This window comes from Nakamurella antarctica (genome assembly GCF_003860405.1).
Taxonomy (GTDB): Bacteria; Actinomycetota; Actinomycetes; order Mycobacteriales; family Nakamurellaceae; genus Nakamurella; species Nakamurella antarctica.
The window spans coordinates 1757681-1777284 of the sequence record NZ_CP034170.1 but is presented as its reverse complement, the minus strand read 5'-3'; the positions used below and the strand labels follow the sequence as shown (position 1 = coordinate 1777284).

Annotated in this window: 19 protein-coding genes; 14 read left to right on the top strand and 5 right to left on the bottom strand. The window is 60.9% G+C overall.

What is annotated here, in order from left to right; all coding sequences use genetic code 11:
• Positions 1–22 precede the first annotated feature (22 nt).
• Both EH165_RS07745 and EH165_RS07740 read left to right on the top strand, forming a co-directional pair.
• A complete protein-coding gene (locus tag EH165_RS07745; protein ID WP_239020475.1) occupies positions 23–1009 on the top strand; it encodes an enoyl-CoA hydratase/isomerase family protein in 987 nt (328 codons plus the stop codon).
• Positions 1010–1083: 74 nt separating this feature from the next.
• On the top strand, positions 1084–1563 hold the full coding sequence (locus EH165_RS07740; RefSeq protein WP_124798961.1) for a hypothetical protein: 480 nt from the start codon (positions 1084–1086) through the stop codon (positions 1561–1563).
• Positions 1564–1572: 9 nt separating this feature from the next.
• On the opposite strand, the gene EH165_RS07735 is transcribed toward EH165_RS07740, so the two are convergent.
• The 3 genes from EH165_RS07735 to EH165_RS07725 form a co-directional block, all read right to left on the bottom strand.
• Positions 1573–2160 carry a TetR/AcrR family transcriptional regulator gene (locus EH165_RS07735; RefSeq protein ID WP_124798960.1) on the bottom strand — a complete coding sequence of 196 codons (588 nt, stop codon included), beginning with the start codon at positions 2158–2160 and terminating at the stop codon, positions 1573–1575.
• Between the two features lie 9 nt (positions 2161–2169).
• On the bottom strand, positions 2170–5001 hold the full coding sequence (gene acnA / locus EH165_RS07730; protein ID WP_124798959.1) for an aconitate hydratase AcnA: 2832 nt from the start codon (positions 4999–5001) through the stop codon (positions 2170–2172).
• Positions 5002–5289: 288 nt separating this feature from the next.
• A complete protein-coding gene (locus EH165_RS07725; RefSeq protein ID WP_124798958.1) occupies positions 5290–6507 on the bottom strand; it encodes an SRPBCC family protein in 1218 nt (405 codons plus the stop codon).
• A gap of 69 nt (positions 6508–6576) precedes the next feature.
• On the opposite strand from EH165_RS07725, the gene EH165_RS07720 reads away from it, so the two are divergent.
• Positions 6577–7107, top strand: coding sequence for a hypothetical protein (locus tag EH165_RS07720; RefSeq protein ID WP_124798957.1), 531 nt, complete (start codon positions 6577–6579; stop codon positions 7105–7107).
• 218 nt (positions 7108–7325) lie between these two features.
• Here EH165_RS07720 and EH165_RS07715 read toward each other — a convergent pair whose 3' ends face one another.
• The gene (locus tag EH165_RS07715; RefSeq protein ID WP_124798956.1) at positions 7326–7826 is read right to left on the bottom strand and encodes a hypothetical protein; all 501 of its coding nucleotides are present in this window, start codon (positions 7824–7826) and stop codon (positions 7326–7328) included.
• 296 nt (positions 7827–8122) lie between these two features.
• Here EH165_RS07715 and EH165_RS07710 point away from each other — a divergent pair, with 296 nt between their 5' ends.
• The 8 genes from EH165_RS07710 to EH165_RS07675 all read left to right on the top strand — a co-directional run bounded on the left by EH165_RS07710 (position 8123) and on the right by EH165_RS07675 (position 15863).
• Positions 8123–10066, top strand: coding sequence for an NlpC/P60 family protein (locus tag EH165_RS07710; RefSeq protein ID WP_124798955.1), 1944 nt, complete (start codon positions 8123–8125; stop codon positions 10064–10066).
• A gap of 24 nt (positions 10067–10090) precedes the next feature.
• Complete coding sequence (locus EH165_RS07705; protein WP_124798954.1) at positions 10091–10672, top strand: NTP transferase domain-containing protein; 582 nt, start codon at positions 10091–10093, stop codon at positions 10670–10672.
• A 127-nt stretch (positions 10673–10799) separates the two neighbouring features.
• Positions 10800–11870, top strand: a complete 1071-nt coding sequence (locus EH165_RS07700; protein ID WP_124800386.1) for an AAA family ATPase — start codon at positions 10800–10802, stop codon at positions 11868–11870.
• A gap of 14 nt (positions 11871–11884) precedes the next feature.
• A complete protein-coding gene (locus EH165_RS07695; protein WP_124798953.1) occupies positions 11885–12883 on the top strand; it encodes a DUF58 domain-containing protein in 999 nt (332 codons plus the stop codon).
• Positions 12880–13833, top strand: coding sequence for a VWA domain-containing protein (locus EH165_RS07690; RefSeq protein ID WP_124798952.1), 954 nt, complete (start codon positions 12880–12882; stop codon positions 13831–13833). The genes EH165_RS07695 and EH165_RS07690 overlap by 4 nt, the downstream gene beginning before the upstream one ends.
• A 122-nt stretch (positions 13834–13955) precedes the next feature.
• Positions 13956–14672, top strand: coding sequence for a beta-ketoacyl-ACP reductase (locus EH165_RS07685; protein WP_124798951.1), 717 nt, complete (start codon positions 13956–13958; stop codon positions 14670–14672).
• A gap of 102 nt (positions 14673–14774) precedes the next feature.
• Entirely contained in the window at positions 14775–15575 is an 801-nt protein-coding gene (gene fabI / locus EH165_RS07680; RefSeq protein ID WP_124798950.1) for an enoyl-ACP reductase FabI, read from the top strand.
• A gap of 102 nt (positions 15576–15677) precedes the next feature.
• On the top strand, positions 15678–15863 hold the full coding sequence (locus EH165_RS07675) for a CsbD family protein (RefSeq protein ID WP_124798949.1): 186 nt from the start codon (positions 15678–15680) through the stop codon (positions 15861–15863).
• 84 nt (positions 15864–15947) lie between these two features.
• Here the strand turns inward: EH165_RS07675 and EH165_RS07670 are convergent, their stop codons facing one another.
• Positions 15948–16775, bottom strand: coding sequence for a hypothetical protein (locus EH165_RS07670; RefSeq protein WP_124798948.1), 828 nt, complete (start codon positions 16773–16775; stop codon positions 15948–15950).
• 44 nt (positions 16776–16819) lie between these two features.
• Here EH165_RS07670 and EH165_RS07665 point away from each other — a divergent pair, with 44 nt between their 5' ends.
• The 3 genes from EH165_RS07665 to EH165_RS16150 all read left to right on the top strand — a co-directional run bounded on the left by EH165_RS07665 (position 16820) and on the right by EH165_RS16150 (position 19591).
• The gene (locus EH165_RS07665) at positions 16820–17683 is read left to right on the top strand and encodes a DUF3097 domain-containing protein (RefSeq protein WP_124798947.1); all 864 of its coding nucleotides are present in this window, start codon (positions 16820–16822) and stop codon (positions 17681–17683) included.
• A 108-nt stretch (positions 17684–17791) separates the two neighbouring features.
• Positions 17792–18223: an NfeD family protein gene (locus tag EH165_RS07660; protein ID WP_124798946.1), complete on the top strand. Its 432-nt coding sequence runs from the start codon at positions 17792–17794 to the stop codon at positions 18221–18223.
• Between the two features lie 3 nt (positions 18224–18226).
• Positions 18227–19591 (top strand): SPFH domain-containing protein, encoded by a 1365-nt coding sequence (locus EH165_RS16150; RefSeq protein ID WP_124798945.1) that lies wholly within the window; start codon positions 18227–18229, stop codon positions 19589–19591.
• The last annotated feature ends 13 nt before the right edge of the window (positions 19592–19604 follow it).

The window sequence follows — 19604 nt, the reverse complement described above, 5'->3', positions numbered from 1 at the left end:
GGGCTGCTCGTAGAGTGAGGCCGTGAGCAAAAAATCCAAGAACGTTGTTGACAAAACCGACCGCGGTTCGAAGAAGAAGCCAGGTAAACGCGCGTCGACGCAGGGAGAGCTGGCGACTGCGGCCAACGATGCCGAAGTCATCATCGACCTGGCGCACGCCGCGGAGGAACCGCGGTTCGCTGCGCACTTGGCTCAGATCTATGTGGACGGTCCGTTGTCCGACGTTGCAGATCTGGCGGCTGTCGACCTGTTGCTGGAGGAAGGCCACGTAGGGCTGGATGTCGAAGCGGGCATCGCGACAGTAACGCTTCACCGCCCAGCTCAATTGAATGCTCAGACCGACAAAACCTGGGAAGCGCTTGCATGGATCGGTGAAAATCTCGACGATACGGTGCGGGTCGTGATCGTGAAGGGTGTCGGGCGTTCGTTTTCGGCCGGACTCGACCGCGAGGCGATGCCGGGCATCCTAGAGCTGATTGCAGGTGAAACCGACACACAGGCGCTAGAGCGAATCCGTTCCTACCAGAAAGGATTTAGCTGGCTGGCGGATACACAGTTCGTTTCCATTGCTGCAGTTCATGGCCACGCCATTGGAGCGGGGTTTCAGCTGGCGCTCGCCTGCGATCTTGTCATTGCCGCAACGGACAGCCAGTTCGCTATGCGAGAAATCACGTGGGGGATGGTTCCAGATCTCGGGGGCACCTCTCGTTTAACCCAGGCTGTCGGGGCGCGGCGGGCGTTAGAACTGTGCGCCACAGGCAGGGCCGTTGGCGCGAAGGAAGCCTGGGAGATAGGTCTGGTCAACACCGTGGTTGACACCGCAGACCTGAGCGATGCGGTCAACGCTCTCGCCCAGGAACTACTCAGCAGGCCAGCGGAAGCGCTGCGCGCAGTCACAAGGTTGATTTCCACCGCTGCCTCGCTCACCTCCTCCGATCAGCGTTTGCGCGAAAGATCAGAACAGGTTCCGCTGCTGCGAGAATTGAACAAACAGACTGAATCCGACTAGCCGAGATGCACCGCTGATCCATTCGGGTTTACCAAGGCGACCACTGATGGGCTAAACGTGTCTATAATGGCCTGATGGGACTGTTTGATGCTCCGCACGGGCAGGATCAGGCTAATTTTTGGGGAGAATCTCCGACAGAGGTGCGGCCAAGATCAGTGATTGTTGCTGTGGTCCTCGTATGGTTGTGGCTGTTTATCGGGGTGAGTGTCAATGTTCTGGCTCTCTTCGGCGAAGACTATGGCTACATCGATCCTGCGAGCGAGAAGCAGACATTAAGTTCAGCGATCTTCGCATTGTCGGTGGTGGGAATGGGATTGCTGTTTTATGGCAGCCTGCAAGCGCTCGCACGCAAGAGCCAAACACTAGTCACGGTAATGCCCATCGTCTTGCTGCTGTTCTCCTGGATTCAACTGGGCCTGACTGACTCGGCGAACCGGGGGATTGGCGGCAGCGTCCTGGTATCCGTCATCATCGTCTCCTGCGTCAACACGGGGAGAGCCAAGCTATGGTTCGCTACCAACGACACGCACCTGCGGGCGCTGAGACGACAATAATCCTGCGGCTCAAGCGTTGAAGGCGCAAAGATGAGCCGGCTGGATTCGGACGGATGCTTCAATCATGTCCAGAACCGGCGTCAGAGCGGCTGTGGGTTGACCAGAGGCCAGATGCGAGACCAAACCGTTGAGAACCAGCTGCAGGTAGTCGGTGAGCACATCGATATCTACGTCGCGGCGCAAAATCCCACTGTCGCGCTGTCGAGATAGCCGAGCCCGCGTGGCTGACCTGATGGCTTCAGATCGTATTTCCCACGCGGCTCTGAAGCTTTCGTCCGTCCGCAAGCGGCGAGATATTTCAAGCTGGGTGCCTAGCCACCCGGCGTTGGGGGCTGCAACCAAATCACGCATCACCTGAACAAGTCCCTGGGCCGCAACGGTGTCAGCCATATTTTCGGCGTCTTCCACCGCCAACGCCATGAAAAGAGCTGCTTTATCAGCGAAGTGGTGAAAAATCGCCCCCCGGGAAAGCCCGATTTCCTCCTCGAGAACCCGGACGGTGGCACCCTCGTACCCGTGCCGCGCGAACGCGGCACGGGCACCACCTAGGATCTGCCACCGACGAGCGTCGAGATGATCTTGGCTAACCCGGGGCATGGAGTTCTATCAGTTGCCGGCGTCAGCCAGCAGATTGCGCAGCACGTACTGCATGATGCCGCCGTTGCGGTAATAGTCGGCCTCGCCCGGTGTGTCAATGCGGACCATGGCGTTGAATGACACGACGGTGCCATCCTCCGAGGTTGCTGTGACAGTGACGGTCTTCGGGATACGACTCTCGTTCAGCGCCGTGATTCCGGTGAACTCGAATGTCTCCGTTCCCGTCAAACCCAGGGAATCCGCGGATTGCCCCGACGGGAACTGCAATGGGATGACGCCCATGCCGATCAAGTTGGAACGGTGAATCCGCTCGTACGAGACGGCGATGACGGCCTTGACGCCCAGTAGCGCCGTGCCCTTGGCTGCCCAGTCGCGCGAGGAGCCGGAGCCATACTCAGCGCCAGCCAGAATCACCAACGGAATACCGGCTGCTTGGTAGGCGGCAGAAGCGTCGTAGATGAAGGTCTGCTCGCCACCAGCGAGAAAGTTGCGGGTGTAACCACCTTCGACGTTATCCAGGAGCTGGTTACGCAACCGAATGTTGGCGAATGTGCCACGGATCATGACTTCGTGGTTACCGCGGCGTGAGCCATAGGAGTTGAAGTCCTTCCGAGTTACGCCGTGCTCGGTGAGGTACTGCGCTGCGGGCGTTCCCGCCTTAATGTTGCCGGCGGGGGAGATGTGGTCGGTCGTGACCGAATCGCCCAGCTTGGCTAGGACCCTCGCACCGCTGATGTCCGTGACAGGAGATGGGGTAGCTGACATCCCATCGAAGTACGGGGGTTTGCGAACGTAGGTGGAATCCGTATCCCATTCGAAGGTTTTTCCAGTGGGGGTGGGCAGCGACTTCCACCGTGCATCACCAGCAAAAACGTCAGCGTACCCACGAATGAACATCTCCTGGTTGATCGCTGAGGCCATCACTGCCTCGACCTCCTGCGGCGATGGCCAGATGTCCTTCAAAAAGACCTCGACGCCATTTTGATCAGTACCGAGCGCGTCACGAGTGATATCCATGTCCATGCTGCCCGCGATCGCATAGGCGACGACCAAAGGCGGGGATGCCAAGTAGTTCATTTTGATGTCCGGGTTGATGCGGCCCTCGAAGTTTCGGTTACCGGACAGAACGGAGACGGCGGCCAGGTCGGCCTCGTTGATGGCGGTCGAAATTTCGTCGCGAAGGGGTCCAGAGTTGCCGATACACGTCATGCAGCCGAAGCCAGCGAGGCTGAAGCCCAGTTTCTCCATGTACGGCATGAGGCCCGCGCGCTCGTAGTAGTCCATGACAACCTGCGAGCCCGGGGACAGCGTGGTCTTCACCCACGGCTTGCGCGTGAGCCCCCGTTCAACGGCCTTCTTGGCCAAAAGTGCCGCCCCGATCATCACCTGCGGGTTCGAGGTGTTGGTGCAGGAGGTGATGGCCGCGATGGCAACGTGACCGTGGTCCATGTCGAAGGTCTGGCCATCCATGGTCACCGACGTCGGCTTGGAAATTCGGCGACCGGAGCCGGTGCTGCCGGGTGTGCCGCCCGCTTTCGTGGATGACGCAGTGACGTGTGATTCCTCATGAGAGGGCGGATCCGAGGCTGGGAACGTTTCCAGAAGGGACTCGTCCACCGCGTCCAAATCGTCCTTGCTGACGTAGGCCTGCAGCGCGGTGCGAAACGATGCAACGGAGTCGGCCAGGATCACGCGGTCCTGCGGGCGCTTGGGGCCCGCGATGGAAGGAACCACGGTCGACATATCGAGTTCAAGGTACTCAGAAAAGACTGGCTCGACACTGGCGTCGTGCCAAAGTGTTTGAGCTTTCGCGTAGGCCTCGATGAGTGCGAGTTGCTCCTCGGGGCGCCCAGTGAGGCGCATGTAGCTGATGGTCTCGGCATCGATGGGGAACATCGCGGCGGTGGAGCCGAACTCGGGACTCATATTGCCGATGGTGGCGCGGTTTGCCAGCGGCACTGCGCTGACGCCTTCGCCGTAGAACTCGACAAACTTCCCGACAACGCCGTGCTTCCGGAGCATCTCGGTGATAGTCAATACGAGGTCGGTGGCAGTGGTGCCATCCGGAAGAGAGCCCAGCAGTTTGAATCCCACTACACGGGGGATCAACATCGATACCGGTTGACCGAGCATGGCTGCCTCTGCTTCGATGCCGCCGACACCCCAGCCCAGGACGCCGAGCCCGTTGACCATCGTGGTGTGCGAGTCGGTTCCGACCAATGTGTCCGGATAGGCAAAGCCGTTGCGCACCATCACCGTTCGGGCCAAGTGCTCAATGTTGACCTGATGCACGATGCCGGTTCCTGGCGGGACGACCTTGAACTCGTCGAAGGCGCTCTGGCCCCAACGCAGGAATTGGTAGCGCTCACGGTTGCGCTCGTACTCGAGAGCGACGTTGCGCTCGAAAGCATCTGGGCTGCCGAAGACGTCGGCAATGACCGAGTGGTCAATGACCATTTCGGCGGGGGCCAACGGGTTGATGCGGTGGGGGTCGCCGCCAAGGTCGGCCATGGCTTCGCGCATGGTGGCCAGGTCGACCACGCACGGCACACCGGTGAAGTCCTGCATGATCACGCGGGCAGGGGTGAACTGAATCTCAGTATCGGGCTCGGCGTTGGGATCCCAATTGGCCAGGGCACGGATGTGATCCGCGGTGATGTTCGCCCCGTCTTCCGTACGCAGCAGATTCTCCAGCAGGACCTTCAGCGAGTAAGGCAGTTTTGCGGCATTCTCCAGACCTGGAACGCCAGCGATCTTGTAGTACTCGTATGTCTTTTCACCGGCTTCGCTGGCAACGGTGAGGGTGTCCTTGGAATGAAAGCTGTTGGGTGCTGCTGGCACGGTTGTCTCTCCTTGAGCTGCGGCGGATCCCAGCGGTGGGCGGTTACCGACGGGACGTGACCGGGGGTTCAACACCGGCGCGGCAGCCCCGGCGATGTTCGGCGACCGGCTTCCTATCACCGAGGCCGTAGCGACCAGCGGCAACCCCGAAAGCGATCGCACGTCTAACCGTACGCTTGTCCTGCTATGCGATCAAGGGACAGGCCGGACCGATGTACACCAACAGGAGCAGAAGAAAACGGCCCTGTCGCGCAGAGTATCCGCGACAGGGCCAACACCTGAAAAGAACTAGTTCTGCTTCAGTAAATCAAGGAACATGTCGATATCAGATTCCTCCATGCCGCTCATCAGCTGTGGGACGGTGCCCAGGAATGTGCGGGCCGGCGCGATGTACCAAGAACCATCAACCTTGGTGGCGATGACGCCCAAGCCCAGAGCGGCCTTGATCATCCTGGCGACCATTGCCGGCAAATTCGGATGAATTTCGGAAAGGTCTTTGGACCCCAATAATGACGCGACGGCGGTGCTGTCGAAGGTCTGAGCCTCGCCGTTGGCCGACACCGTCACCGAACCCGCAGCGACATCCCGAACAATTTTCGCGGTCGTGCCATCGAAGGTGATTTCTAAAGTGCCGAGGGACACCTTGGTTCCGCCGGTGACCTCGTCCAGAGTCCAGGATGCCGTGACCTGTGCCTGCGGAACGTCAGTTCTACCGATACCGTCAACAAGCATCCGACCGTAATCGTGGACGACACCCATTTCGCGGGGATCCAGAATTTTGATCACTGATTCTGGATCGTCGGCGAGACTGGCCTTGATCAGCGTGTCCATCGCAGCCCCCGGGGAAGCTGCACCGACGGCTGGGATTGAATCGGCAGGGGTGAGCGTCTTCCCTGCCTGCTGGGCGGCGTAGTCCGCGAGCGTGTAAAACAGGCTCGGGTACCACTCGCCGTCCCGTTGGACCGTCGAGATTCTGAGTGGCTTACCGTTATTTTCTTCACGGATAACCTTCGCGATGTCGATGACGGTGGGCTCTGTCTGCACTGCGGGTTGAAAGTCGGAAGACAAATTGGCTTTTTCGAGCGCTGCCAGCAATGCCCGGAATTTATCTGTCTGGGCTGCAGAATTATTGCCCGCAGGTGGATCGATGGTGACAGTACCGCCGGTCACCTTCACGATGCTCAGGTTTGGCAGGGGGTTCTCTGCGGCCGACTCGTCGTAGGTGACGCCTTTGATGGAGATGCCAACGCCGGTGGAGTTGTTAATCGTCGCCTCATCTGTGAGCAGCCCGATTCGCTGCAGATGTTTGGTGACGTCTCCCGCAAAATCGGTGACGAGGGAGGATTCGACCGGATCGAAGGTGTCAGCCAACCCCACCAAGTCGCCATTACTGACGTCAGCAAACAGTGCTGCTGCCGCGGCTTGCGGACTTGCCTGCCCCGCCGGCTTGGTCTCACGGAAAGCAAAGAACCACACACCCACCCCGGCAATTAACGCAATCACCACCGCAACAGCTGTGATCAGCGGTCCCTTGGAGCCCTTCCGACTCTGCTGAGCGGAGCTGGGCGGCCCCGGTTGGCCGTACTGCTGTTGCCCGGGCTGGCCGTATTGCTGTTGCCCGTACTGCTGCTGGCCGGGCTGGCCGTATTGCTGTTGCCCGTATTGCTGCTGGCCGGGCTGGCCGTATTGCTGCTGGCCGTATTGCTGCTGGCCGGGCTGGCCGTACTGCTGCTGGCCGGGCTGGCCGTACTGCTGCTGGCCGGGCTGGCCGTACTGCTGCTGGCCGGGCTGGCCGTACTGCTGCTGGCCGGGCTGGCCGTACTGCTGTTGCCCGGGCTGGCCGTATTGCTGTTGCCCGTATTGCTGTTGGCCTTGCTGTTGCTGCCCGGGCTGGCCATACTGCTGCTCGCCGTTCTGGGGACCTGCGGACTGGCTGTGCGGGCCTTGCGCATCGTTGGGACCGTGGTTCGCCCCACCGGGCGGCGGTCCATCCTGACCGTGATTTTCGGGTATTCCGAAATGTGGCTGCTGTTGCCCTGGGCTTTCGCTCATATTCGTGCTCCCCTCAACCGCCGAAGCTGGTTGTTTGATTTCATTTTTGGATGATTCGGGTGACTGATGAACCGGGTGACTCAGTACTCGGGTGCCTGATAATTCCGATGATGGGGGCCGCCGGAAGGCTGCTGTGATCCGCATACTTAGTTTTCCGCAGGAGTCTGATCAATGGTGAAACCTGATCAGACTCTAGCTTGGTACCGATCCCGCTCTCTTTCTAAACGTAGAACGGTGAATAGAAGGTGTGTACCGGAAGACGCGGGGGAAGTTCAGGGGGTTGCAAATTGCGTGAGAGGTTTTTGGCGGTCCCGCGCGGACACGGTATGCGCAGCCGCTCCAGCTGCCGCTACCAGCCCCCCAACAACCGTGAGGGTGGGTCCCACTGCGCTGGCAGAAACATAGGCGGTGTCCAAACCCGCTGTGGCGACGAAGAAGCCGATGCTCACTACGAGCACAAACAAGATCAGGCACAGGGTTGCGACCGCGGCCGCGCGTCGCATCCCCAGAAAGCGGATCAGTACTACTGCAACACAGGCGGGCCCGACGAACGACCAGCTATGGAGCAGCGTTTCGACCCACTGTGGCAGGTCCAGGTATCGCTGGACGGCCCCAGTGATGTAGTAGCTGCTTTTGGCGATCTGACCTGAGTAGGCCCACGGCGCGAACGTACCGCCCGCGACCATCAGCAGTCCTGAAATCCACAGTGACGTGAATATTCGGCCGCTGTGTCGCTTGGAGACGACCTGGATAGGAGCTTCGGGACCTTTCACCTTGCAAGTGTCTCGCATATCGAGCGCAAATTAGCAGGTTCGTTGCTGCCGAACTGATGAATCGAGCCTCATTTTCTGAGATCCGTGGTTGCTGTGTGTGAGCGAGACCCCCCAGTTTTCGCCAAGACACCGAAACGCTCGAAATGTGAACACTGGTACGGGTGAGTTTGCAGGGACGGCTGGCGCATAGGGGTGACAAAGTGGCATGGTGGTGCTGAGAGTGTCGTCTTGACAAGCACGTATCGGAAGTCGTAAAGCCATCTGCGCCCGGGAACAGGCTCAGGGGAGGAGCATCTGTGGGATTACCAGGTCGTCGGAGCGGGGTTGTCCTGTCGCCGGGTCTGTCCACGGACCGCTCCCCATCGAAGTCCATCCACCTACTGAGCAAGTCACTCGCCCTAGCCTTGACCGCAGCTATGCTGCTCGGGTTTGTCACTCCGGCGAGCGCATTGCCCCCGCCCCCCGTCAACCCCTCGGATGACGAGATCACGCAGAGCCAAAGCGACGCTGCCGAAGCTTCTACAGAGGTAGGTCGGCTTTCGGGTTTGGTGGTGGTGACGCAGGGAAACATCGACCGCTTGAAAAACGATATGGAGCTCAAAGCAGAGCTTGCTCATAAGGCGGCGATCGATCTGGACCTCGCGGTCGCTGACGCCCAGCGAGCTGTCACAGACGCCAAGGCGGCGGCTGCGCAAGCTACTGATTCGCAAAAAGATATCGATGCGGCGCAGGCGAAGGCTGACTCATTCGCTGCCGCATCCTTTCGGCAGGGATCGCAACTCGGTTCGATCTCAGCACTTCTCACCTCTGGCAGCGCAGACGAAGTGCTCCAACGTCAGCAGCTGCTAGGAGCTATCTCTAAGTCCCAGCTGGACGTGATTGGGAACCTCGATGCAGCACGGGTGAACAAGGCCAACTTGGACGCAGCCGCGCGGCAGGCTCTGCTCAACGCGCAGACGGCGCAGACCGCTGCGGACAACGCCAAAGTGACTGCTGATCAAGCTCAACTCGACGCAGCAAACGCCTTCGCGGTAGGTGCTTCCGAGCTTGAGTCACTGCAAACTCAGCTCAATCAACAACAGATCTCATTCCAGGCTGCGGCTAATACCGTCTCCTCGCTGAAGGATCAGCGGACCAAATACAACGATTGGCTAGTGCTCAAGGCCGCCGAAGAGGAACGCCTCCGTATCGAAGCGGAGAAGGCAGCAGCAGCAGAAGCCGCTCGGCTCGCGGCAGAGCAACAGGCTGCAGCCGAAGCCGCGCAAGCAGCTGCGGCACAAGCGGCTGCCGAAGCCGCGGCGGCAGCGGCGGCAGCCGCGGCAGCGGCCCAAGCTCAGGCGCAAGCAGCGGCCGAAGCGCAAGCGCAAGCCCAGGCTCAGGCGCAGGCGCAGGCAATCGCGCAAGCCGCCGCAAAGGCCGCTGCAGACCAGCAGGCCGCACGCGACGCTCAGGCGTTGGCCGACCAGGCGGCCGCAGCTGCTGCGGCAGCAGCAGCCGCCGAGCCGTTCTACGACACCTGCAACGACGCTCGCGCCGCTGGGCGAGGCCCGATTAACAAGGGCGAATCTGGGTATCGCGCCGAACTGGACCCCAATGGCAACGGCGTCGCATGTGAAGGCGTGGGAGTGGTTTCTACGCCCACGGCCCCAGTGGAGGAGTACTACGTCACTTGTGACGCTGCACGTGCGGCCGGACGTGGCCCGATTAAAAGGGGTGAATCCGGATACCGCGCTGAGTTGGACCCCAATAACAACGGTGTCGCATGCGAGGGGAAAGCTGTCTCCGCGCCGATTGCTAGCTCCAATGGCAATTCCGGTCAAACGGTGGTGAACGCTGCACTCAAGTGGCTCGGAACCCGCTATTCCTGGGGCGGCGGAACCTCCAATGGTCCGTCACTTGGAATCAGGGATGGCGGCACGGCGGATAGCTATGGGGATTACAAGAGCGTTGGATTTGACTGTTCTGGCCTGGCTTTATACGCCTGGGCCCAGGTGGGAATCAGTTTGCCGCACTACTCCGGGTACCAGTTCAATTCTGGTTCGCGGATCTCCAAGTCCAATCTGCAGCCCGGTGATCTGGTGTTCTATGCCAACAACACCTCTGACCCGAGCACTATCCATCACGTCGCCATTTACATGGGGAACAACCAGATTGTGGAGGCCCCGCAATCGGGGTCGTACGTGAAGATTTCACCGATGCGATGGAATGGTTATATCGGCGCCAGCCGCCCGGGGTCCTGACCACGTGCACAGGAGCCTGCCATCATGATCGGCGCGGCGGTGGTGTTGGCTGGGGGAGCGGCTTCCCGGATGGCCGGCCTGGATAAACCGGGGTTGGTGGTCGGCGGCAGCACCTTGCTTGAGACAGTGATTGCGGTGGTGGGTGACGTACCGGTAGTGGTGGTCGGCAGAGAACGAAAGCTGTCTAGGGCTGTCATTTTTGCCCGCGAGAGCCCAGCCGGAGGTGGCCCTGCGGCGGCGCTTGCGGCAGGCCTTGCCGCGCTGGACGTGGCAGGTGTTGCGCCACATACGGTCGCGCTGCTTGCGAGCGACCTTCCAGGAATTGTCCCGGAAACCCTGATGGCCCTCGATTGGGCGCTGCAATCCGACCTCGCGGCCCCAGGTGTCATAGGCCTCGATGATGATCTGCGCCCCCAATGGCTGTTGGGCGTCTGGAGACTTCACTCGCTCCGTGAGGCGTGCGAAGCGGCAGGAGACGTGACCGGACGCCCGCTGCGGTCAGTGCTAGACCTGCCAGGGGTTCTCAGGCTGCAGCTTTCTGCCAGCGAGACAATGGATATCGACACGCCCGGCGATCTGGATCGTTGGTGCCGCGGCACAAGCTGACCAACCGGTTTCGGGCAGGATCGGGAGCTGGAGTCGCAATGTCGGCTTTTCACGTAGCGTGGGTCACGAAAGAGGTCGAGTGAGACAGCACGCAGAACGAGGGGACCAGCCGGTGTCGGCAGATGCAATGAATGGTTTTGGGGCGCCGCAGAACACCACGAGTGGGTACCCGCAGCCGGTTCCGCACGGTCAAGGAGCGGCGCTCGCATCGCCGAGCGCTGACGCCGCACTCTTGGAGCGAACGATCTTCGAGGTCAAAAGAGTGATCGTTGGCCAGGATCGACTGGTGGAGCGAATCCTGGTGGGCCTGCTGGCAAAGGGGCACCTTTTGATCGAAGGTGTTCCGGGGGTAGCCAAAACGTTGGCAGTCGAGTCGTTTGCCAGGGTGGTGGGCGGCACCTTTTCGCGGATCCAATTTACCCCAGATCTTGTGCCCTCCGACCTGCTGGGCACAAGGATTTACCGGGCGGGCAAGGAGGAGTTCGACACTGAACTCGGACCGGTGTATGCCAACTTCGTCCTGACTGATGAGATCAACCGTGCACCTGCAAAGGTGCAGTCCGCGCTGCTGGAAGTGATGGCGGAGCGTCAGGTTTCCATCGGTGGGGTGAGCTACAAGATGCCCAACCCGTTCCTCGTGTTGGCAACCCAAAACCCGATCGAAAACGAAGGTGTTTACCCGCTTCCGGAGGCGCAGCGTGATCGGTTCCTGTTCAAACTGCTCGTCGACTATCCGGCTCCTGAGGAGGAGCGCGAGATTGTGTACCGCATGGGCGTAAGTGCGCCCGTGGCACACGAAGTGTTGCCCATCTCTGAATTGGCGAGGTTGCAGGACGTCGCGTCAAATGTCTTCGTCCACCATTCCCTGGTCGACTACGTGGTGCGCGTGGTGTTCGCGACCAGGACACCCGCCGAACACGGCATGGAAGATGTCGCCGGCTGGCTCTCCTACGGCGCATCTCCGCGCGCCACTCTGGGAATGATCGCGGCGGCACGGGCTTTAGCGCTGGTGCGTGGCCGCGACTTCGTCATCCCGCAGGACGTCATCGACGTTGCAGCAGATGTTCTCAGGCATCGGCTGGTGCTCTCCTACGATGCGCTTGCCGACGGGGTCTCGGTCGAGACCATTCTTAACCGCTTGTTGCAAGCTATCCCGTTGCCACAGGTGAGCCCCTACATTTCTACCGGCCCGCGGTAGGAAACCCCGAGAAGATGCGCACGCCGCAACCACCTGATGCAACCGGCGCCCACCACGGCGCCCCGCCCCCGTCTTTCGCTAACCCGGAAAAGCTGGACGGCGCTCTGAACAATCTCGAGCTGACGGTTCGCCGCCGGCTCGATGGACTCCTGCAGGGAAATCATCTCGGCCTTGTGCCGGGTCCGGGTTCTGAGCCGGGAGACGCGCGCCCCTATTACCCGGGAGACGATGTACGGCGGATGGACTGGTCGGTCACCGCCCGCACCACGCAAGCGCACATTCGGCAGAGCGTAGCCGACCGTGAGCTCGAAACATGGGTAGTGGCAGACCTTTCGGCCTCACTGGATTTCGGCTCGACGCTCTGCGAGAAGCGAGACCTAGTCATCGCGGCCTGTGCGGCAGTGGCACATTTGACCCAGGGCGGCGGGAATCGCATCGGCGCCGTGATCGCTTCCGGTGGCGGCGTGCACAGGATCCCGGCTCGCGGCGGGCGGCCACACATCCAGTATTTATTGCGGACCCTTGCCACTACCGAACGCACGGCAATTGGCCACCGCGCGGATGTCGGTACAGCGCTAGAGCAGTTGCGGCGACCGCCGCGAAGGCGCGGCCTCGCCGTTGTCATCTCCGACTTCGTGGGACCCACCGACTGGGCTCGATCTTTGCGCGCGCTCAACGCACGACACGACCTCTTGGCGATTGAGGTGCTCGATCCGCTGGACCTCGAGCTGCCCAACATCGGAGTGGCGACGCTGATGGATCCTGAATCCGGGCGAACGAAGGAAGTGCAGACCACGGCGAAGCTGCGCGCGGAGTTCGCCCACATAGCGAGCGAGCATCGCCAGGAAGTGGCAACGGCGCTGCGCCGCGCCGGTGCTGCTCAGCTCACTCTCCGAACTGATCGCGACTGGATCGCAGATGTACTGCGATTCGTCATGGAACGTAAGCGAGGGTGGACGGGCGCGGGGAGCCCGCGCGCGAATCTATCGCGCCAAAGCCAGGTGCGCGCATGAAGTTCGCACACCCTTGGTGGTTGGGCCTGGGCGGGGTAGTTCTGATACTGCTGCTGGGCTATATCTTTGTCAGCGCCAGGAAGAAGCGGCACCTACTGAGGTTTTCGTCCTATGAGTTACTGGAGAAGGTGGCACCGACCCGGCCTGGGCCATTGCGCCACCTGCCGACCGCGTTCATGCTCATCGGAATGTGCCTGCTCACTGTTGCGGTAGCCAGTCCCACCGAGGAGGTGAAGGTTCCGCGGAATCGGGCGACCGTCATGCTGGCAATTGACGTTTCACTTTCGATGGAATCCACGGATGTGGCCCCCAACCGAATTACGGCGGCGCAAGAAGCGGCCACTCAATTTGCGCAGGATCTCACCCCCGATGTAAACCTTGGAATCATCGCGTTCGCGGGTGTTGCCACAGTGTTGCTCTCGCCCACGACGGATCGAGCACAGGCTGAGCAGGCGATCGCCGACCTCAAGCTGGACCAACGTACTGCCACGGGCGAGGCCATCATTTCGGGACTGCAAGCCATCGACGTTTTTACCAAAACGATTTCGGGCGCCGAGGGTCCACCACCCGCTCGAATAGTTTTGATGTCCGACGGCAAACAAACTACTGGCAGAGACGTTTTCGAAGCTGCTCAACGGGCCGCAGACCAGTCGGTACCGATATCCACCATCGCCTTCGGAACGCAGGGTGGTTCGGTTTCTATTGAGGGTAAGGACCAGCCGGTGCCGGTGGACGAGGAGTCGATGCGGGAAATCGCCCGAATCTCCAACGGGGACTTCCACTCCGCTGCTAGCGCTGCTGAGCTCAAAACTGTGTACTCGCAGCTGGGCGAGCAAATCGGCTTCGAATTGAAGGAACAGGACAATTCGCGGCCGTGGCTGATTGCAGGCACGTTGGCGGTGCTTCTGGCCGGCGCTGCCAGCTTGGTGATTACCCAGCGCATCCCTTAACGCACATTTCGTGACGCACACCCCGTAGAGCCCCGGCTGGTTACTGGGCGGTAACAAGTAAGGCACGCTAACGTTGGTTCTCGCGTGCCGCGAGCGCCTTTGCGGCCATCTTGGAGGTTTGAGTGGGGACAGATACGTCTCGTTCGGTGCTCGTCACCGGCGGTAATCGTGGAATCGGCTTAGCTATTGCGCGCGCAATGCTCGCGGCCGGCCACAAGGTCACGCTGACCTCACGCAGCGGCGAAGCGCCGGAAGGTTTAACAGCTGTCAAGTGTGACGTCACCAGCGAAGAATCGGTCAAGGCGGCCTTTGCCGAGGTGGAAGCCCAGCAGGGGCGAGTGGAGGTACTCGTTGCCAACGCCGGGATCACCGCTGACACTTTGCTGCTTCGGATGTCGGAGGAGCAGTTCACCTCGGTGCTAGATACCAATTTGACTGGCGCCTACCGCGTGTCCAAACGCGCCGCGAGCTCCATGCTGCGGGCGCGCTGGGGACGGATGATCTTCATTTCCTCCGTGGTCGGTCTCTCCGGCGGCGCGGGCCAAGTCAACTACGCCGCGTCGAAAGCGGGACTTATTGGTGTGGCACGGTCGATAGCGCGTGAATTGGGCTCACGCAACATCACTGCCAACGTCATTGCCCCGGGATTTATCGATACTGAGATGACACAGGGGTTGCCCGAAGCCCGGCGCGCCGAGATCCTGGGGCAGGTACCGGCTGGCCGATATGGCAGCGTGGACGAGATCGCCGCTGCAGCAGTGTTTTTGGCTTCCGATTCGGCAAGCTACATCACTGGAGCGGTCATCCCCATCGATGGCGGCCTTGGCATGGGGCACTGACGCAAAAGCTCAGTACTTCACTAGGCACGGGCGCCGCCAGCGCAAATTGCGCCCATTCAATTGCTGCTCCACCAGAGCAACTCACAAGTAGAAAGTAGTCACATGACTGGATTGTTAGCCGGTAAAAACCTCGTTATCACCGGGGTGATCACGGAAGCCTCCATGGCTTTCCACACCGCCCGCCAAGCGCAGGAGCAGGGAGCAAACGTAGTCCTTACCGGTTACGGAAGGCTCTCGTTGGTCGAGCGAATCGCCAAGCGATTGCCGAACGAGGCCCCTGTCGTGGAGCTCGACGTCACGGACGCCGAGCAGCTTGCCTCACTCGCCGAGCGCGTGAGCGTCCATATCCCCACGGTGGACGGCGTCTTGCACTCCATCGGTTTCGCACCCGGCTCCGCGCTCGGCGGCGACTTCCTGGCAACCCCGTGGGCGGATGTGGCAACCACTGTCCACACCTCGGCATACTCGCTCAGTTCCCTCGCAACTGCGCTATTGCCGCTGATGGGCCGTGGTGGCTCGATCGTCGGGCTCGACTTCGACGCCCGGCAGGCATGGCCGGCGTACAACTGGATGGGCGTGGCCAAGGCCGCTCTGGAGTCAACGTCTCGTTACCTGGCCCGCGAGCTGGGCCCTCGTGGCATCAGGGTCAACCTGGTCTCGGCCGGCCCGGTGCGAACCATGGCCGCCAAGTCCATCCCAGGTTTCGTAGATTTAGAAAACGCATGGAGTACACGCGCGCCCCTCGGGTGGGACACCTCCGACCCCACACCAGTGGCCAAGGCATGCGTTGCGTTGCTGTCGGACTGGTTTCCCGCGACCACTGGGTCCATGGTGATGGTTGACGGCGGATTCCACTCGTTGGGCTTTGCCACCGCTGAGATCGCGGTCCCACTCAGCAGCTGATTTTTTGCAGAGAATTCCCGTGGATGTTTCCTAACTCCGTCGATGGGTATCTCAGTACGTAAGGAACGTTCAGAACGAACGCCCGTTCAAGAAGGAGATGCCATGACTTTCGGAGACAAGATTAAGCACGCCGGCGAAGACGCCATTGGCAAGGTCAAGGAAGCCGCCGGCCATGTGACGGGTAACGAGGACCTTGAGGCGCGCGGCGAAGCCGAGCAGGCCAAGGCCAATGTCAAGCAGGCTGGTGACGACGTCAAGGACGCTGGCAACAAGCTGATCGGCAACTAACTGCTGAACACCGCGCTGGGCATGCCCGGCGAAGAAAAAGCGCCGCAACCGGTAACGGTCGCGGCGCTTTTTGTTGCTGCACTCTTATTCGTAAGCGTTGAGATTTTTGTGAACGGCAGGATGGTGGGGCGATGCTTCCTGGTGGCTGCGGCTTACCAGCGCGTGCGCCACCGCCGCTAGCCTGCCGAAACGAACGGCGGCTGCAAGTGGCCGCAGGGCATCGTCGACCGCGCCCAGCTCATGTCGTGACACGGCCCCTGTTTGGTGCTGCTGCGCCACCTCCAGCAGTGCTTGGAGGGAAATTGCTTTCGCCAACAGCGCAGAACAACTCCGCCGGACTCCGGGCGGAAGCGGGACTGCGGCGTCGCGCATCTTGGCCGCGATCTGTTCACGGACGCTCGCGCTGTCTCGGGCGATATCCAGAACCATGAGTCGACGAGTGGCGGTGCGGATTGCTCCATCGAGCGCGAGCTCTGCTTCCAGCACTGAACCAGCGGCGCTGGAATTTCCCCGGCCGTCTTCTGGTCCAGTTGCATCGTGCACCCGCCAGAAGCCGTTGGTCGGGATCACCAGCAGCGCGGCTGCAGGCAATAACACTGCTGCCCCAGCGTCGAGCGCGGCGATGACAGATGTGGATTTCGGCGGAAGGCCGCGTAGGTCTCCCGGTACGGGGAGTAGGAGCTCGGGGGTGCCTGATTCACGGAGCAAGGCCAGCAGGTCAATGGTGCCTGCCCCCGCGCTGCCTGGTCCGGGGAGCCCGGTGCGCTCAGCAGTCACGGCATCATCAGCGCGCACCCCGGCATTAAATCCGGTTTCGGCGAGCTGCTGCAGGAGTTCGTCGGCGCTCGCCCTTTGCTCGCCGAAGGCTCCTCCCCACAGAGCGAGGACAGTGGCGGCACGAATCGCAGACATGACTGCCACGGTACGTGAATAGTGGCGCACGGCCCTCTAGCGTGATGCCGGTGAACTCTTCCCCCACGTCCCCACGTTCGACGGGTCTGCCTGCGGGCCAGTACGGCCCCGATGCGCTGTCCATGCCTCGGCCGAAAAGGATAATTCCGGAAGTGGAGGCCACCTCCGATGTGGTGGCTGAGGATCCATTAACGGCATTTTGCGGTGCTGTTGTCGGGTGTACGAACAACAGCGTCACGCTGGAGGACTATCGGGGAAAAACACGGACCTTCCCCCTGGAAGTGGGTGCGTTCTTGATCGACGGTGAGCAGGTCACCTTGATCAGGCCGGTGGAGAGGCCTTCCTTGGTCCCTACGCAGTCTGCTTCGGGTTCGGTCCGGGTTGCCGGTTTGCGCGCGCGGACAGCGCGGTCAGCGAGAATCTGGGTGGAAGGCATCCACGATGCTGCTTTGATTGAGCGGGTGTGGGGTCATGACCTTCGGGTTGAGGGCATTGTCGTGGAACCAATTAGCGGTCTCGACAATCTAATGGCAGACCTTGCGGAGTTTGGACCGGGTCCCGGCCGTCGAGTGGGTGTCCTGGCAGACCATTTGGTCTCAGGCTCCAAAGAGTCCCGGATTGCCGAGCACATCCGCACGCTTCCCGGCGCCGCATACGTCCTGATCACCGGACATCCCTATATCGACATTTGGGAAGCGGTCAGACCCGAGGTGGTGCGTATCAAACAGTGGCCGCAGGTGCCGCGCGGCGTCGACTGGAAGACCGGTGTCTGCCAAGCACTCGGCGTGTCCGACCCGCAGACCATGTGGGGCAGGGTCAACGGTTCGGTGCGCAGTTTTAAAGATTTGCAGACTCCGCTGATCACCGCGGTGGAGCGTCTTATAGATTTCGTCACCGAATCGGAGTAGCGACTCGTCGAAGGCGCAGTGATGTGCTCCGATCACGAGCAGGTCACGGTGCGCTATCGGTCAGCCGATTCGTCATCTTTCGGCGATTCACTCTGACAGGATGAGGGTATGCCCGGATGGATTTGGCTCAGTGGAGCAGTACTTCTCGTGATCGCCGAAGCTCTCGGCGGTGAATTTGTACTGCTGATGTTGGGAGCGGGCGCGCTGGTAACGGCCGGTGTGTCGTTAGTGGCAGACGACATGTTGTGGCTGCAGCTGCTGATTTTCGCGCTGACCTCGGTGGCACTTGTGGTGTTCGCCCGGCCCGTACTGCTGCGCAGATTCCACGGCCCAGCTTCCATAAAGACTGGTGTCGAAGCCATTATTGGATCGAAAGCCACCGTCATTTCCACCGTTGATGCCAGTGGCGGACAGGTCAAAATTGGCGGCGAGATTTGGACGGCTTCGGGAGTTGAAGGGCACCGGTCCTTGCCACCTGGCACACCGGTTACGGTTGTCGAAGTCCGCGGAGCGACCGCGGTTGTGATCTGGGGGTCCTGATTTATGGAACCAATTGCCATCGTTGCGATTGTGATCGCGATTCTTGCCGTGGTCATCGTGGTTCGGTCGGTGAAGGTGATCCCGCAGGCGCAAGCAGCGGTGATCGAGCGACTTGGTCGGTACAACAAGACTTCCCATGCAGGGTTGGTGTGGCTCATTCCATTCCTTGACCGGATTCGCGCCAGGATCGATATGCGCGAGCAGGTGGTTTCGTTTCCGCCGCAACCGGTGATCACCCAGGACAACCTGACGGTGTCCATCGATACCGTGGTCTACTTTCAGGTCAACGAGCCGCGCGCGGCTGTCTATGAAATTGCCAACTACATTGTCGCTGTTGAGCAACTCACCACTACGACCCTGCGGAACGTCGTCGGTGGGATGAATCTCGAGCAGACCCTCACCTCCCGTGATGCCATCAACGGGCAGCTTCGCGGCGTCCTGGACGAGGCAACTGGCAAGTGGGGGATTCGGGTCGCTCGCGTGGAACTCAAGGCAATCGACCCGCCCATGTCCATTCAGGATTCCATGGAAAAGCAAATGCGCGCCGACCGCGACAAGCGGGCGATCATCTTGACCGCCGAGGGGCAGCGCACTGCATCCATCACCACGGCCGAGGGCCAGAAGCAGGCAGCGGTCCTCACCGCGGAGGGGCAAAAGCAGGCAGCAATTCTATGGGCCGAGGGTGAGCGGCAGTCCGCGATCTTGCGAGCGCAGGGCGACCGTGCCGCGAGGTTCCTGCAAGCACAGGGTCAGGCCAAGGCCATCGAAAAAGTATTCGCCGCGGTCAAGGCCGGAAAGCCCACCCCGGAATTACTTGCCTACCAGTATCTTCAGACTCTGCCCCAGCTTGCCCAGGGCGACTCCAACAAGGTGTGGATGATTCCCAGCGGGTTTGATAAAGCACTGGAGCAATTCGCCAAAATGCTGGGTACGAAGGGGGATGATGGTGTATTCCGCTACGAGGCTCCTACTGACGACGACGCGCCGGCGAAGCCAGCCGGGGACATTGATGATGATGTCAAGGATTGGTTCGGTGGCGACACCAGTGAACAGCTGGCTGCTGCTGACAAAGCGGCGGCACGACAGCTCTCCGACGAAATGAACCGCGCCCGAATCGCGCAGTCCGAGGAGATGGCCCGCGCTCTTGCGCCGCATCCGGCGTCTGCCCAGTATTCGGAGAGTCAATCGCGTCCTATGCAGTCGGGACTGATGAATTCCTTCCCACCGGTCCAGGGTTATCCGCAGCAGGGCTACCCGCAGCAATACCAGCAGCCCGAGCGGCCACAGCAAGCGTTGGGACAGCCCGGCTATCAGGGATTCGTACCCCCGCAGAGCGACACGAAGCCCCCCGCTGACCCGCAACACTAGATCTGGCAATCTT